Genomic DNA, 15,308 nt, shown 5'->3' on the forward strand with positions numbered 1-15,308 from the left:
AGGAGCTATTTCTGCCAGACCGAATCCTACTAAAGGACCAACAAGCTAGCAAGACCCTTGCTAGCTTGTTTTTATTATGGGGGAGCCCAGTCAGCTTAGTCGCTAACGGAAGGCTCATTCACAAGTTGGCAGACACACAGGGACTCTATTAAATGAACAGCGCCAACAAGCAAACCATCCCTCTAAGCACAAACCGGCAAGCCGACTGCAACAGCGAAAGAGCAGCTCACCTCCACCATTTATTAAAGAAGACAAACTAAAAAGCTCCGAATCCAAGCCAATCACATCTTGGAATTCGAAGCTTTTTTCTTTTTATAGGGGGTACGACTTTAAACGCATACTCCCCCTAGTAACCCATATGAATCTCCGTCGCGGTTTCTTCATTGAACTGACTGTTATAGAGATCAGCATAGAAGCCACCCTTGGCCAGGAGTTCATCGTGGGTGCCGTGTTCGATAATATCCCCCTGCTGCATCACGAGAATCATGTCAGCATTGCGGATAGTGGACAAGCGGTGGGCGATAACGAAGGAGGTCCGCCCCTGCATAATCTTATCCATAGCCTCTTGGATCAATTGTTCCAAGCGGGTATCGACGGAGGAGGTAGCCTCATCGAGGATCAGAATATTCGGATCCGCAATCACCGCCCGGGCGATGGTCATCAACTGCTTCTGACCGAGCGAAACGTTAGAGGCTTCTTCGTTAATTTCCATCTGATAGCCGCCCGGCAAGGTTTGGATAAAGTGGTCCACATTGGCCACCTTAGCCGCTTCAATCACCTCATAGTCGCCCGCTTCCAAGTTCCCGAAACGGATATTCTCCATCACGGTATCATTGAAGAGCCAAGCATCCTGGAGAACCATGCCAAAGTTTCGGCGCAGGTCTTCACGGGAAACATCCTGGATATTCACCCCGTCCAGTTCAATGCTGCCGCCATCAATATCATAGAAGCGCATCAAGAGGTTGATCAGGGTCGTCTTCCCAGCACCGGTCGGCCCAACCACGGCAATCATTTGCCCCGGTTGCACTTCGAAGTTCACGTCTTTCATCAGTGGGTTCTCAGAATCATAACCGAAGCGGACATGGTTGAAACGCACATGCCCTTTAACTGGCCGAGGCAGGGTCTGGCCTTCGCTAGCTGAGCTGATTTCTTCCTCATCCAGGAAGCCAAAAATCCGTCCTCCCGCTGCGAAGGCGCTTTGGATCAAGCCAGACAATTCGGTAATCTGGTTAATCGGCTGGTTAATCTGCCACACATAATTCAGGAAGGCTTGGAGGTTACCAACGGTCAGTACCCCCTGGAAACTCTTCAACGAACCGAATAAGGTAATAACAATATAGGAAATATTGGAGATAAAGCTGAGCAAGGGTTGGAGAATGGTGGACAAGAAACTTGATTTAAAGCCAATATCGCGCAATTGCTTGTTGCGTTTTTTGAATTCCTCAATCGATTCTGCCTGGCGGTTGTAGACCTTGATTTCAGTAAAACCAGATAAGTTTTCTTGGGTATAACCAAAGAGATGGCCCAAAGCATCTGCCTGTTCCTTAAAGATGGGTTGAGAGTAATGAATCACCCGCCGTGCCACCAAATAGCTGACCGGTAACATGACCAAGCTGATCAAGGCCAATTGCCAGTCAAGGAGTAGCATGGAAATCACGGCTAAAGAGATTTGCAAGACCCCAATAAAGAGCTGCATGGCGGACTGCTGCATGGCATTGGAAATCGCGTCCACGTCATTGGTCATCCGGCTTAGGATATCCCCGGTTTGGTTCTGGTCGAAATAAGCCACCGGTAGACGGTTGGCCTTACGCGAGATATCCTGGCGCAGATCGTACATAGCATCCTGGGTGGCATTGGTCAGGAAATAAATGCCCAGGTATTGGCCCGCTTGGAAGAAGAGCCCCCGTACCAGGTAAATGGCTAGGATCCGAATCAAGTAAGGGAAGTTGATCCCTGCTCCAGGGACCCCCTTGACCATATCCATCACATTGTTGGCTACTTCTGTAATCGCTAAGCCGAGGACAAAGGGTTCTAAAGCATTGGCGACAGACATCACGACAGTGGCGAAAATCGCCAGGTAGAATTGTAAGCGATAGGGCCGCAGATAGGTCCAAATACGCTTCATGAGTTCACTAGATTTCATCGAGCCAATTCCTCCTCACTAAGTTGGGATGAGGCAATATCGTAATAGAGCGGGGAGGTCTTCAGAAGTTCCTCGTGGGTGCCTCGTGCCGCAATCTCCCCGTGGTCGAGCACAATAATCTGGTCCGCATGCATGATCGTCCCCACACGCTGGGCCACAATAATAGTGGTCGCTCCCTTGGTCTCTTCCTTGAGGCTTGGCGGACAGCCGCATCGGTCTTATAGTCGAGAGCGGAGAAGGAATCGTCAAAGATATAAATCTCCCGTCCCCCGATAATGGACCGGGCAATAGACAAGCGTTGCTTCTGTCCACCTGATAAGTTACTCCCGCCCTCAGACAGCTGGGTATGGTAGCGAGTCTCTAAGCGCTCGATAAATTCACGGGCCTGGGCAATGGAGGTTGCTTCATCCATATCATATTCCGTCGCATCAGCCTTGCCGTAGCGTAAGTTGTCGGCAATCTCCCCCGTGAATAAGTTAGCCTTCTGCGGGGTAAAGCCAATCTTGTCCCTCAAGACAGCCAGGTCCAAGTCTCTAACGTCTACCCCATCAACCAGGATAGCCCCCTTGGTCACATCGTAGAAACGTGGAATCAACTTGACAATGGTTGATTTCCCTGAACCTGTTGATCCGATAAAGGCCACCGTTTCCCCTGCCTTGGAGCTAAAGGAAATATCTCTCAAGACCGGCTCTCTAGCATCCGGATAAGCAAAGTCCACATGACGGAACTCCAAGCGCCCGCTGCCATCGGTCTCCATCACAGGCTGGTCAGGATTTTCAACCGTAATCGGCGTGTCCAAGACTTCCTGGAGGCGGCCAGCCGATACCACCGCCCGCGGATACATCATATAAATATTGGCAAAAAGCATGAGGGAAATCAAGATATGGAAGGCATACTCGATGAAGGCAAAGAGATTCCCCACCTGGAGCTGGCCATGTTCAATATAACGCGACCCCACCAACATAATCATAATAATCGTAACATTAATGAGGAAACTGAAGATAGAAGGGGTCACCGCCACTAACTTGAAGAGCTTCTTGGTCAGCCCTTTATAGAGGCTGGCCACCTTGGCGAAACGCTTCTCAAAATAGCCTTGGCGGTTGAATGCCCGCACGACCCGAGTCCCTGTAATGTTCTCCCGCAAGCTCTGGTTGATCTGATCCAAACTCGCCTGCTGGTCTTCCGAGATAGGCAGAGTCAGTTTGGACATAAAGAGGACCAAGAGTAGGATAATCGGCACAATGGGGATAATATAAGCCTCTAATGCCGGCGAAATGGTCGTAATCATAAAGATCGATGCCGCAATCATCAAGGGCGATGTCATCCCAGTCCGCAACATAATTTGCGTAAACTGCAAGAGAATAAAGGCATCCGTTGTAATTCGTGTCGTTAACGACGGCACCCCAAGTTCTTGGAATTCATGGTGCGACAGTGACTGCATCTTCGCATAGACATCATTGCGGATCTTCATGGTCATATCGTTGACGATCTTACTAATAAAGTAAGACGCCATCAACTGGCCCACTACCCCAACTAAGGCAAAGACCACCATATAGGCCATATAACGGTAAAAGACAGACATATTGCCTGCCACAATGGCGTGGTCAATAATAAAAGCGACCATGGTTGGTAGGCCTAGAGTCACCGCTACAAAAGCAGCCATGCCTAGAAACAACATCAATAAGTCGCCAGGATATTTCTTCAGATATTTCCAAATAAACTTCAAAGCGCAACACCCCTCCATTTATAAATAATCATGGAGCCATCAACATTAGCTCGCCTAGTCATTATAGGGGCTTACCAGCAAAAGTTCAAGCTTGCCTACTCAAAAAATCCTGAAGCTTTACCACATCGTATGAGTGAGCATCTCTTACGCTTTTGAAGCTGATCCTTAAATGTTTAGAGGCAACTGCTTACACCCTGTAGTCAGGCTCAGGCTAGCAGAAATAGTTTCTCTTCACCAAAATCCGCCGAAGTCTTCCAGACTTCTCTGTTTTTTGGCTCCAGAGGTCTATTTCTAACCGCGCGCTCTCACACCCTAGTCGGGTTCGCAAAGGCAGAAAGGGAGTGACTTCAGCAAAAGGAAACGATCGGCTGAGAGCCGCTCTTATTCCTTTTGCCTCCAGTCATCCCTTTCTAACCGCCTTTGCTCACACCCTAGGAAAAAAGAAAAAGGCTGGCCTTTCCACAGCTCAGCCTCTTTCGCTATCTTTCAATTTGGAGGAGAAAGATATGAAGAAAAGTTTATTTGGGTTTGTTGGGTATGTTTATACTATAAGGGTCCCCTGTGAATTAAGTGTGAATTTTTCCTTAGCCCTTTTTGAAAAAAATACTAGGATTTTCTAAAGCTCTTGGTCGCTCATTTCTTCTGCCTTAGCCTGGATCAAGAGAGCCCGCTCAGCCTCCGAAATCTCCTCCCGGTTGCGACGGAGGGTGAAGTGGTCAGGTACCGGGTCAAAGCCGCCCTTAATGAAAGGATGGCAGCGGCAAATCCGGCCCAGCCCCATTAAAGTTCCCTTCAAAGCCCCGTGCTTATCCAGGGCTCGCAGCATATAAGCCGAACAAGAGGGATAGTAGCGGCAAGTGGCAGGAAATAAAGGCGAAATATAGGCCCGGTAGAAGCGAACGGGGGCTTGGAAGAGGGCCTTAAGCATGGCCAGCCTGACTCGCTTCCACTTGGTCGAGGAGTAGGGCCTGCTTCAAATCATTAGCAGCCTCTTCACCGGCAAAACGTTCCACGAGCTTGAGGGCAAAGTAAGTCGCCGTCGCAGGTCCCCTCGAAGTCATCAACTTAGCGTCTTCATCGACGACCACTAAGTCTTCCTTATGGTCTTTAAAGTGAACAGTCTCTTCAATCCCTGGATAGCAGGTTCCCACAGCTTCTGCCGCAATTCCTGCAGCTTCCAAGATCAGCGGAGAGGCACAGATGGAAGCCAGCCACTTCCCAGCTTGATGGTGGCTTTGAACTAAATCAAGGACAGCCTGGTCTCCAGCTAACTGTTTCGAAGCAGGCATCCCCCCTGGCGTAACGATCAAGTCATAGAGACTGGGGTCAACGTCAGCCAGACGCTTGTCCGCTTGGATGTGAATCTGGTGGTCTCCCACCGTCTCCAGTTCGTCCGACACAGAAACCATATCAATTGCGAGCCCAGCCCGGCGGAACCAGTCCACCACAGTTAGAGCTTCCACTTCTTCATAACCACTTCCAAGTAAAATCATTGCACGCATCATAGATTCCTCCTTTACTTAACTTAATTATAGGACTTTCATCAAATTTTGTGAAGCGAGGCTATTGCAGTCTTCTTCATCAAACAAAAAGAAGCCAGGCGACTTGTCCTAGCTTCTCTACTGAGCAGCTCACCTGCTCTTCTATATCATGTTTATTGAACGCGTGAAGAGCCAGAGTAGTCGCTTGCTTCTTTGCGGCGACGCGCTTCTTGTTCACGTTCCTTATCGCTCTTATTCTTTTCATAGTCGCTCTTGGTGTAGACTTCGTTAACATGCATGTTAACTTCAACAACCTTCAAACCAGTCATATGTTCAACGTTTTCGCTGACAACTTTAATGGTATCTTTAAAGGCTTTTTGTAAGTCCTTACCGAACTCCCCAACCACTTCAAGGTCGAGAGCTACTTCTTTCTTACCAACTTCAGCACTTACGCCACGAGTTTCATCTTCCCCGTTATCTGAGAAGAAACCTTTGATACCTGAAGTCATGCCACCTTTTAATTCTAAGATACCATCAATGTTTTGTACGGCATAGTTAGCAATTTTTTGGATGACTTTATCTTCATAGGTTAATTCATTTTCATGTTGAACTTGTTCAGACATTAATAACTCTCCTTTACTTATACTATTACTTTAGTGCTATCTTCACTTTAACAAATATTTCTTCAGAATGAAACCAATATCACTTGATATTGAAGAATTTTAACCAAGCGTTAAGGTCTAATTCTCCGTCGAAGTAAGCGCCCACACAGTAGGCAGCCCCCATCACCACAAAAATCAGCAAGCTCTCAGCGAAGCCAATGCTCATCCATAAGAGGGCAAAAATAAAGCCGAGTACTGCACCAATAATCCGACCACTGTATTGGTCCCAAACTTTCTTTACTTGTTCATTATCCATAATTTGACTCCTCCTGACTATCTAACACGTGGTTGCGCTGGCCGGGTCAAGTGCTTGGCTTGACGACTCTCTGCCGGGCTCACTTGGTTAATCTTGACATCAATCCGGTGCACATCGAGGTGCAAGGTCCGCTGTACGGCTGCTTGAACGCGCTCTTGGATCAATTGACCGAGCATTGGCACATTATCCATCTCACCAACACTCACTTGGATATCGATTTCTGTATCCTCAGGTTTATCGTAGATGGTCACCTTGGCATCTGGATAGTAGATATTCCCCACATGCTTGACTGCACTCAAAGCTGTTGCTTCGATAGCTTGCTTGGATACATTCATATCCCCGCGCGACGCATCCATCACCATTCTCCGGTGCTTACTGGCAACAAATAGCGCTCTGAAGAATAGGAAGACGCAGTATACCAAGAGTAGACCTAAAATCACGGCCACGACCAAACGTAGGGTCCAATTTCCAACTAGGTAACTAATCGCGAAGGCGGATAGGTAAGGAATTGGGTAGAACAAGGAAATGGCGGCAACTAGGGCCAAAATAAAAATTAATGTAACGACAATCTGGATAAAACGACGAAAGCCTCCCATTGAGATCCCTCCACTCTGAAACAAAATATTGCTTTCTTAATACCTTCATTTTAGCGGATACAAGACACAATAAGCAAATTATACGCTTGCAAAAAGGGTATTTTTTGGGATCTAAAGCGTCTATTCGCTTAAAAGCAGGAAAATGTCTGATAAAAAAGAGACTGGAACTCTTGTCCCAGTCTCCTATCACTAGCTTAAAATCAGAATTAATTATTTACCTTTGTGATACCTAATAAAACTAAAAACATAAGTTAGAACAGCCAGAAAGAACAGCCAAGTTGATCCAGAGAATATAGCTTCTTTCCAGGTATAGCCTAGGTAAACCTGCAAAACAATCCAGAAAACAAGTAGACCAACATCAAGGATTAAGACAAAGGGTGAATATATAGCTTTCTTTCTCATTTGACCACTCCTCTTATCCTCATCCTAACAGGTCTTTTAATCGCTTTCAAATGATTTGAATCTAGCGGCTATTAGTTGCCAAGCTATCCTATCATTTAATAGGAGGCAAGAAATAGACCACCATTGAAATAGCCCCCCAAAACTCCATCCAAGTTTTGGGGTCATCACTTGACTGATACGATTAATCCACCATAGCCGTCAAGAGCTCGATATAGCGCTTGGCCAGGTCCGACTGCTTGCGGTAGCTGGCGTGGATATAGCCGATATGGTTGGGTTCTTGGTCGCGGACAGGGATGGTCCGCATCATGGTCTTGAAGGGGGAGCTCAGGATCCCTGAGCCAATCAGATAGGCATCGGTATTGACCAGGACATTGATGGAGCTGCCGCGGTCAGACACCATAATTTGCTGCTGGTCCTTCTTGTCCCCTTCAACCACCTCTTCCGAGAATTGCAGGGTATTGCTCTCCTTCTGCTCAAAGCCAAGGGAGGGATAGGGCTCCAGGTCTTCCAAGCTCACACTGTCTCGGTCAGCTAGGGGGTGGTCATGGCCCACAAAGATATGGACTGAGAATTCACCCAACTCCACAAAGTCCAGCTCATGGCGGTTCAGGTATTGCTGGATGACTTTCTGGTTATTGGGATTCATGTAGAGAATGCCCAATTCGCTGTAGGCTGACCGCACATCGTGGAGGACTTCCTTGGTTGAGGTTTCCAGCAAACGGAAGTCTGTCTGCGAGGTGTCCGATTCCGCAATCAGCTGGGAGAAGGCCTCGGAGGCAAAGTCATAGTGCTGGCCCGACACCGAGAAAATCTGCTTGCCCGTTGGCTCCAGGTAGCGTTTCTCCAAGACATCCACTTGGGAGAGGATGTCCCGGGCATAGGAGAGGAATTCGCTCCCTTCCGGTGTGATATAAATCCCCCGCTTGGTCCGCTCAAAGATCTGGATCTGGTATTCTTCTTCTAATTCTTTAATCGCAGTGGATAGACTGGATTGAGCCATGTACAGGCGGCGGGCAGCCTCCCGGAAGGACCCACTATCTGCTGCCACTACAACATACTTTAATTTATGAAAATTCATTGTCGCACCCCTCGCCTCTCTTCTTATCATCACTTACTATACAAAAATAAGCGCACTTGCGCAAGAAGAAAATAGGGACCCCAATCTCGGAGTCCCTATTTTCATCACTTATTCCTTCATTTAACGAGTTCCCAAAAAAGGGCCGAAAGCTTATCAAAACAAGCTTCTAAGCGGTCATTTTAATCCTTGGACCGAATCACTGACACCTAAAAGCGAACACTGCTTATCGAAATTCCAAAAGTTCCTGATTAGCGCACCACGAGGACATCACAGTGGGCATGGCGGACAATATAGGATGACACAGAGCCTAAGAGGGCCCGACGAATGCTGCCTTTACCGGTTGAGCCCACAACAATCAGATCGATATCATTGGCCTCAGCATAGGACACAATCTCATCCTTGGCTTCACCTCTGAGCAGCTTAATCTCGGCCCGATCAAAGCCCAGGGACTTGACATAAGCTTCATCCTCTTCCAACTTGATCCGGTTCTTGTCATATAAGATATCGCTCAGCTTGGTATAATCGCTAGCATCCGTATAAGCACCGAAGTCATCAATCACGTTCAATATAGTCAGATCAGCTCCATGGTGTTGGGCTAAGTCAACTGCTGCTTCTAAGGCCGCTTTGGCGGGTGTCGACCCATCCACAGGGGCTAGAATACGTTTAATCTCTTTCATTATAATCCCCTCCGTGAACTATTTTTTCTACTAACCTAATTATAGCCCAAAAGCAGAGGGAAGCAAGCGCTTTCTAGACCCTTCGCTTAATTTTTCTTATCGAAGTTAATGGCGTCATATTTTTCAGGATTTTCCTGGAATTTGCGGACAACATAAGGGCAGAGAGCCTTAATTTGCTTGCCTTCTTTGGACATTTCAGCCACCAGGTGGTCCAGCAACTTACCCGCAATTCCTTGCCCGCGCAAGCTCTCATCGACAAAAGTATGGTCGGCAATCACAAAATCCTCGGAAGCTGGGGAATAAGTAATTTCAGCGATTTTTTCGCCTTCGTCTGAACGAATTACATAAGCGTTGTTTTCTTTGACAATTTCATTAGCCATTCGACATCGCTCCTTTCTAAGTCCTATTCTAACATCTTTTAGCCCAATTGCCTCGTCAGAGCCTTGCCTCTTTGCTTTTGCCTTGGAAGAGCTTATACTAGAAGAAAGGAGTCGATCACATGGGATTCAAATTCGATATCACACAGCTCAAGGGCTTCGGCGACCGCTTTGACCTAGCCCAGAAGAAAAAGAAGACAAAAGAGGCAGTGGATGCCAGCGACCTGGACCAGCTCTTCAGCAACAGCTTCCTCCAGGCTCATTCCGACCTAGTCTCCAAGGGTGACCTCCTGGCCCAAGTCGGAGTGGACAGTCTGGAAGCCATGGAAGATTTGCCCAGCGACCAGCTGGACCCCATCATTGCGGCCCATAGCCCCTATGATAGCTATGAAAGCTTCAAACTAGCTGCTATCCGCTACCAGCAGGAGTAAACTAAAGATGTGGTTCTTAAACAAATTATGCTAGTGAGCATCCGTTGCGCTTTTGAATTTGATCGTTAAAGAGCCATGGCACCGGCTTGAGCCAAGGTCTCTCGCCTAGCGAGACTCAAACGGCTCGTATGGCTGACGCCTACGATCCATAAATTCGCTTCGCTTGCTTGTTCATGGCTAACGATCAAATTCAAAGCTCCACTCCTGCTCAAAATAGCTGATATAGAAATTATTTTTAATTACTAGTTACCAACACTAATAACAAGAAAAACAAGAGCATTAATTCTTATCAAAAGGCTGTGATTATTGTCACTGCCTTTTTTACTTGACTTTGTTTGTCTTCTAATAAGAAAAATGATATCATAATGATATCAAATAGAATGGAGGACGTTGAAATGAAGAAGAACCAGAACCAAATTGACCAGCTGGGCCAGCAGTTGGACCACAGCGATAAGATCGAAGAGAAGGTGCTTGTCGGCAAGCAGAAGGGCATGGTCGTCTTGACCGCCTATTTCGTCTTACTAGTGGTCGCCGTCCTAGCCTTTATCTGGGGCATTAACCAAGACGGTAACCAGGCCGGATCCAACCTAGTGATTGGCTTAGCCCTGGCTTATATCGCCTTCGCTTGGATCTTACTCTTTGGTCTCAAGGTCCTCAAGCCCCAAGAAGCCCTGGCCCTGACCCTTTTTGGCCATTACTACGGGACGCTCAAAGGCGCAGGCTTCTACTATGTCAACCCCTTCGCCCAAGCCTTTAACCCAGCGGCCCAGACCAAGCTAGGACAGAGCGGGGATGTGAGCGAACAAACAAGCGGGGCCAGCCAAGATAAGGAAGCCATTAGCTTGAACCTCAATCGTCAGGATAAGAAGATCTCAATGAAGGTCATGACCCTCAACAATTCCAAGCAAAAGATCAATGACTATCTTGGAAACCCGGTTGAGATTGGTGTCGCGGTTATTTGGAAGGTCAGTGACACGGCCAAGGCGGTCTTCAATGTCGATAACTTCAAGGAATACCTCTCCTTACAAACAGATACTGCCCTGCGCAATATCATCCGCCAGTATCCCTATGACGTCAATCCTCGCGTTCCTATCGACACTAGCGGGGACGGCGAACCTGACGATGGGTCCTTACGCGGGTCTTCCGAGATTGTGGCCCAGCGCATCAAGGATGAAATCCAAGACCGGGTAGAATTCGCTGGCTTAGAAATCCTGGAAGCCCGGATCACCCACCTCTCCTATGCACCAGAAATCGCAGCTGCCATGCTCCAACGCCAACAAGCCTCTGCCCTGATCGATGCCCGCGCCATGATCGTGGACGGCGCAGTCGGCATGGTCGATATGGCCCTGGCCAAATTAGAAGAAGAGTCCGTCGTCGAACTCGATGAAGAACGCAAGGCTGCCATGGTCTCCAACCTCCTCGTCGTCTTATGCGGAAATAACGACGTCTCACCCATTGTCAATTCAGGGAGCCTCTACTAGCCTTGGCTAAGAAGAAACAAGTCCCCCTCCGGATTTCCGACAAGCTCTACCAAGAACTCGCAGCCTGGGCAGAAAATGATTTCCGCTCGATCAATGGTCAGATCGAATATCTTCTCACCGCCTGCGTCAAACAGCACAAGAAGAATGGCAAGTACGTGTCTGAAAGCCAGGACGACCACTTCGAACCTGAGCTTGACTAGGGAATATGCCTTCTATCATGACGAAGCATTTCAGCATATATATCGTAAGAATTGCAGGTGAACTTATAGTCAAAGTTCCAGCTGCTTATCCATCAACCATTACCGGCAAAAGGCCTTTAACGCACAAAAAGGAAGCCCAAAGTTATCGCTTTGGCTTCCTTTTTTCTTCTTCTATAAAGATTTAGCGTACAGCATCAAAAGCCTGTTTCAAATCAGTCACCAAGTCCTCATCAGATTCGATCCCCGTCGAAATCCGTAAAATTTCATCTGTCAACCCGTAAGATAGCCGGACCTCTTCAGGAATATCCGCATGGGTCTGGGTCTTAGGATAGGTAATCAAACTCTCCACCCCACCCAAGCTCTCCGCAAAGGTAATAATATCTAGAGCTTGGAGGAAATCACTAATTAGGTCCGTATCTTTAATCGCAAAGGACAGCATCCCCCCACGGCCAGGATAATTAACCGCTGTCACCAGGGGCTCCTCCTTCAGATAGTCCACAATGGCGCGCGCATTCTTCTCATGCTGCTTGAAGCGAAGGGCCAGAGTCTTCAAGCCCCGAATTACCAACCAACTATCAAAGACACTCAAGGTCGAGCCCGTTGTGTTCAATTGGAAGTCTAATTTTTCCCCCAGGTCGTCGCGCGAACAGACCACCAAGCCAGCTAGAACATCATTGTGGCCAGCCAAGTATTTAGTAGCCGAATGCACAACGACATCTGCTCCAAGCTCTAAAGGCCGTTGGATAATCGGTGTATAGAAGGTATTGTCGACCACTAAGAGCGCACCGGCTGCCTTGGCCAATTCAGCAATAGCTTCAATATCAAATTCCACCATCAGCGGATTGGTTGGTGTTTCAATGAAGACCATGGCCGTCTCTTCCTTCAAGGCAGTCTCCAAAGCTGCTTGGTCCAAACAGTATTCAAATTGATAGATCCCTAATTCTTCCATATGGTGGAAGTAACGGTAAGACCCCCCGTAGAGATCTTGGAGGGTAACAATCCTGTCGCCAGCCTTTAAGAGACCTTCCAGGACTAACTGGATAGCTGCCATCCCTGAAGCCGTTGCGAAGCCATATTTGCCCCCTTCGAGCTCTGCAATCCCCGACTGTAAGACATCTCTAGTCGGATTCGCGGTGCGCACATAGTCATAGCCCGTCGATTCCCCCAAGTGTGGGTGGGCATAAGCCGTACTGAGATAGATCGGCGTATTAATCGCCCCCGTCCGCGGATCGCTGTGGTTACCTAGCTGCGCCAAAATCGTTTCAACATGTTTCATATTCATCTGCCCCTGTTCTCTATATTTATCATTCATCATAGCATGGAATCCTTAGCTAAAAGCGATTAATAAGAGAACACCTATGTTCGCCAAAAGCGATCAATCATTTTTCCTCCTGATCACAATCAAAAACACCCCAGCTCGCGACATAAGCTAGGGTGCAGCTAGGCAATGACAAAGATTGCCGGCTAATTTTAATAAAAGAAGTAAGTGATCACTAACATGGTAATTAAAGCAACGAAATGACAGCCACCGACAATCGCAAAGGAATCACGATAAGTCGACTTCTGAGGCAGATGCGTTAGAGAACTAAAGGTAATGTAAGCTCCGGCATGGGGGAGGAGAGCAAAGATTGAAGATGCCACACCTGAGATCCGGTGAACGACAACAGGGTCAACCCCCTCAGCAATAATCTCTGGTGCCATCGTATTGACTAAGATCCCCACCGTCCCTGAAGAAGAACCAGTAATTGCCCCCAAGGCAACGGACACAATAGTCAAGCGTAAGACTGGGTTGGCAAGAACACTGTTTAAGAAGGTCACAATGAAGTTAAAACCTGTCGATTCAATCAAGACCGTCCCGAATGCCACCGTACTCCCCATAGCTAGGGTTGGCATTACAGCATCTGCTGCCCCCTCATTCAAGAGTTCCTTATCCGAAGAATTCAAATACTTTCTGAAGAAAATAGCACAGAGTAAAACAGCCGCTAGGAGGGCAATGACAACAATATTAGTCACTTCACTAAACATAAAGATAATCGCAATCAAGACTAACATCGGCAAGATACTCAAGAAGAAAGGTGGAATATCTTCCTCAGCCACTTCCTCTTCATCCAGATCAGATTCATCAGGATCTTCCATCTCTTGGTCCGTATCCTCCAGGTAAGAATAGAAAGTCTCATCATTGGCCAAGCTCTTATCTAGACGGAATTTCATATAGACTACCCCATAAATAAAGGCTACAATCGACGCCCCGAAACCGAGCAATTTCCCAGCCGTCATCGATGTACCCAGAGCTTCTGCTGGGATAACATTGGTTGGTGAAGGGGTCCCTGGCAGCATGGTCATCGTAATCGACGCCACCCCTAAGAAGACAGGGATACAGATCAAGCGCCAGTTAATATCCAGTTCCTTAAAGACCGAGTGAGCAATTGGGATAATCGCAAAGTAAACAATTACCGAATTGATCCCCCCATAGGAAATTAAAAGCCCAATAACAGCGAGAGCAAAGAGGGCATTAAAAGGTTTGTCCCGGCCCACAATCTTTAAGACTGTCCGCGCAATCGAAGTCGTCGCATGGGAATCCTGCATGTACTGTGACAGAATCGTCCCCAAGATAAACAGTGCGAACATACTGACAAAGAAATCACCCACTGAAGCCAGATAAGACTGCTCAGGTCTGAGCATCCATTCCAATACATTCATGCGATTCGTTACTAAGACTACCATTGTCGCTAGAGGAGCCCCAATTAATATATTGAGCCCCTTAGCTGAAAAGAGGATAATCAAACAGATGGCGGCTAAAACGCCAATAAATCCAATAATTTCCATAATAATCTCCTTATATTAAGTTATACATTCTAATTTAGTCTATCAAATAAAAAAATAAATTGCGAACATGACCGCTTAAATTAACCAATAAAGCAAGAAAAAAGGCCTAGTTTGAACTAGGCCCCTTAAATGAAGCTACAGATGGGATTTGAACCCACGACCTCCGCCTTACCAAGGCGACGCTCTACCGACTGAGCTACTGCAGCAAACTATAAAAGAAAAACTCCGCAAGTAGGACTCGAACCTACGACATCTTGATTAACAGTCAAGCGCTACTACCAACTGAGCTATTGCGGAATAATAAACTGCGCGGCAGCGTCCTAGTCTCACAGGGGGCAACCCCCAACTACATTCGGCGCTAAGAAGCTTAACTGCTGTGTTCGGCATGGGAACAGGTGTGACCTTCTTGCCATTACCACCGCACAATTTCTATTTAGTTGAGAAAAGCTTGTTCTCTCAAAACTGAATCTGCTCGTAATTACCCAACCACTCATACAATCTTATCCTTTGGATAAGTCCTCGACCGATTAGTACTGGTCCGCTCCATATATCGCTATACTTCCACTTCCAGCCTATCTACCTGATCATCTCTCAGGGGTCTTACTACTTTAAAAGTATGGGAAATCTCATCTCGAGGGGGGCTTCACGCTTAGATGCTTTCAGCGCTTATCCCTGCCGCACATAGCTACCCAGCTCTGCTCCTGGTGGAACAACTGGTACACCAGCGGTGCGTCCATCCCGGTCCTCTCGTACTAAGGACAGCTCCTCTCAAATTTCCAACGCCCGCGACGGATAGGGACCGAACTGTCTCACGACGTTCTGAACCCAGCTCGCGTACCGCTTTAATGGGCGAACAGCCCAACCCTTGGGACCGACTTCAGCCCCAGGATGCGATGAGCCGACATCGAGGTGCCAAACCTCCCCGTCGATGTGAACTCTTGGGGGAGATAAGCCTGTTATCCCCAGGGTAGC

Annotated in this window: 17 protein-coding genes, 2 tRNA genes, 2 rRNA genes and 1 pseudogene; 4 read left to right on the forward strand and 18 right to left on the reverse strand. The window is 47.5% G+C overall.

Going from position 1 to position 15,308, the window contains the following annotated elements; translation table 11 throughout:
* Positions 1 to 346: 346 nt before the first annotated feature.
* Complete coding sequence (locus QP860_RS06565) at positions 347 to 2,143, reverse strand: ABC transporter ATP-binding protein (protein WP_070618112.1); 1,797 nt, start codon at positions 2,141 to 2,143, stop codon at positions 347 to 349.
* A pseudogene (locus QP860_RS06570) lies at positions 2,140 to 3,869 on the reverse strand (ABC transporter ATP-binding protein). Before QP860_RS06570 ends, QP860_RS06565 begins: the two are co-directional and overlap by 4 nt.
* Positions 3,870 to 4,210: 341 nt before the next feature.
* Here QP860_RS06570 and QP860_RS06575 point away from each other — a divergent pair.
* Positions 4,211 to 4,489, forward strand: a complete 279-nt coding sequence (locus tag QP860_RS06575) for a hypothetical protein (protein ID WP_284912404.1) — start codon at positions 4,211 to 4,213, stop codon at positions 4,487 to 4,489.
* Here the strand turns inward: QP860_RS06575 and yidD are convergent.
* From yidD to QP860_RS06620, 9 genes are all read right to left on the reverse strand, one after another.
* The gene (gene yidD, locus QP860_RS06580) at positions 4,486 to 4,797 is read right to left on the reverse strand and encodes a membrane protein insertion efficiency factor YidD (protein ID WP_070618118.1); all 312 of its coding nucleotides are present in this window, start codon (positions 4,795 to 4,797) and stop codon (positions 4,486 to 4,488) included. The two genes, QP860_RS06575 and yidD, sit on opposite strands and share 4 nt — an antisense overlap.
* Entirely contained in the window at positions 4,790 to 5,371 is a 582-nt protein-coding gene (locus QP860_RS06585; protein WP_083294346.1) for a DJ-1 family glyoxalase III, read from the reverse strand. Before QP860_RS06585 ends, yidD begins: the two co-directional genes overlap by 8 nt.
* A 152-nt stretch (positions 5,372 to 5,523) precedes the next feature.
* Positions 5,524 to 5,973, reverse strand: a complete 450-nt coding sequence (locus tag QP860_RS06590; protein WP_070618123.1) for an Asp23/Gls24 family envelope stress response protein — start codon at positions 5,971 to 5,973, stop codon at positions 5,524 to 5,526.
* A gap of 79 nt (positions 5,974 to 6,052) precedes the next feature.
* On the reverse strand, positions 6,053 to 6,268 hold the full coding sequence (locus tag QP860_RS06595; RefSeq protein WP_070618126.1) for a DUF2273 domain-containing protein: 216 nt from the start codon (positions 6,266 to 6,268) through the stop codon (positions 6,053 to 6,055).
* A 17-nt stretch (positions 6,269 to 6,285) separates the two neighbouring features.
* Positions 6,286 to 6,864 (reverse strand): alkaline shock response membrane anchor protein AmaP, encoded by a 579-nt coding sequence (amaP, locus tag QP860_RS06600; RefSeq protein WP_070618130.1) that lies wholly within the window; start codon positions 6,862 to 6,864, stop codon positions 6,286 to 6,288.
* Between the two features lie 210 nt (positions 6,865 to 7,074).
* On the reverse strand, positions 7,075 to 7,266 hold the full coding sequence (locus tag QP860_RS06605) for a hypothetical protein (protein ID WP_070618133.1): 192 nt from the start codon (positions 7,264 to 7,266) through the stop codon (positions 7,075 to 7,077).
* A 181-nt stretch (positions 7,267 to 7,447) separates the two neighbouring features.
* Positions 7,448 to 8,344 carry a LysR family transcriptional regulator gene (locus QP860_RS06610; protein WP_070618136.1) on the reverse strand — a complete coding sequence of 299 codons (897 nt, stop codon included), beginning with the start codon at positions 8,342 to 8,344 and terminating at the stop codon, positions 7,448 to 7,450.
* 248 nt (positions 8,345 to 8,592) lie between these two features.
* The gene (locus QP860_RS06615) at positions 8,593 to 9,021 is read right to left on the reverse strand and encodes a universal stress protein (protein ID WP_067973799.1); all 429 of its coding nucleotides are present in this window, start codon (positions 9,019 to 9,021) and stop codon (positions 8,593 to 8,595) included.
* A gap of 86 nt (positions 9,022 to 9,107) precedes the next feature.
* Positions 9,108 to 9,401, reverse strand: coding sequence for a GNAT family N-acetyltransferase (locus QP860_RS06620; RefSeq protein WP_070618139.1), 294 nt, complete (start codon positions 9,399 to 9,401; stop codon positions 9,108 to 9,110).
* A gap of 119 nt (positions 9,402 to 9,520) precedes the next feature.
* Between QP860_RS06620 and QP860_RS06625 the strand changes: the two genes are divergently transcribed.
* Positions 9,521 to 9,829: a hypothetical protein gene (locus tag QP860_RS06625; RefSeq protein ID WP_070618142.1), complete on the forward strand. Its 309-nt coding sequence runs from the start codon at positions 9,521 to 9,523 to the stop codon at positions 9,827 to 9,829.
* 65 nt (positions 9,830 to 9,894) lie between these two features.
* Here QP860_RS06625 and QP860_RS06630 read toward each other — a convergent pair whose 3' ends face one another.
* Entirely contained in the window at positions 9,895 to 10,023 is a 129-nt protein-coding gene (locus QP860_RS06630; RefSeq protein ID WP_256374735.1) for a hypothetical protein, read from the reverse strand.
* Between the two features lie 261 nt (positions 10,024 to 10,284).
* Between QP860_RS06630 and QP860_RS06635 the strand changes: the two genes are divergently transcribed.
* Positions 10,285 to 11,310 carry an SPFH domain-containing protein gene (locus QP860_RS06635; RefSeq protein ID WP_210382793.1) on the forward strand — a complete coding sequence of 342 codons (1,026 nt, stop codon included), beginning with the start codon at positions 10,285 to 10,287 and terminating at the stop codon, positions 11,308 to 11,310.
* Positions 11,311 to 11,312: 2 nt separating this feature from the next.
* Positions 11,313 to 11,510, forward strand: coding sequence for a type II toxin-antitoxin system antitoxin (locus tag QP860_RS06640; RefSeq protein WP_070618145.1), 198 nt, complete (start codon positions 11,313 to 11,315; stop codon positions 11,508 to 11,510).
* 181 nt (positions 11,511 to 11,691) lie between these two features.
* Here the strand turns inward: QP860_RS06640 and QP860_RS06645 are convergent, their stop codons facing one another.
* The 6 genes from QP860_RS06645 to QP860_RS06670 all read right to left on the reverse strand — a co-directional run.
* Positions 11,692 to 12,825: an aminotransferase class I/II-fold pyridoxal phosphate-dependent enzyme gene (locus tag QP860_RS06645; RefSeq protein ID WP_371440391.1), complete on the reverse strand. Its 1,134-nt coding sequence runs from the start codon at positions 12,823 to 12,825 to the stop codon at positions 11,692 to 11,694.
* A gap of 155 nt (positions 12,826 to 12,980) precedes the next feature.
* The gene (locus QP860_RS06650) at positions 12,981 to 14,336 is read right to left on the reverse strand and encodes a GntP family permease (RefSeq protein WP_070618148.1); all 1,356 of its coding nucleotides are present in this window, start codon (positions 14,334 to 14,336) and stop codon (positions 12,981 to 12,983) included.
* 133 nt (positions 14,337 to 14,469) lie between these two features.
* Positions 14,470 to 14,542, reverse strand: a tRNA-Thr gene (locus QP860_RS06655).
* A 17-nt stretch (positions 14,543 to 14,559) separates the two neighbouring features.
* A tRNA-Asn gene (locus QP860_RS06660) sits at positions 14,560 to 14,633 on the reverse strand.
* A 10-nt stretch (positions 14,634 to 14,643) separates the two neighbouring features.
* A 5S ribosomal RNA gene (gene rrf / locus QP860_RS06665) occupies positions 14,644 to 14,759 on the reverse strand.
* Between the two features lie 84 nt (positions 14,760 to 14,843).
* Positions 14,844 to 15,308, reverse strand: a 23S ribosomal RNA gene (locus QP860_RS06670); the annotation flags it as partial.

Origin of the sequence: Aerococcus sp. UMB1112A (assembly GCF_030230715.1) — a bacterium.
Lineage (GTDB): Bacteria > Bacillota > Bacilli > Lactobacillales > Aerococcaceae > Aerococcus.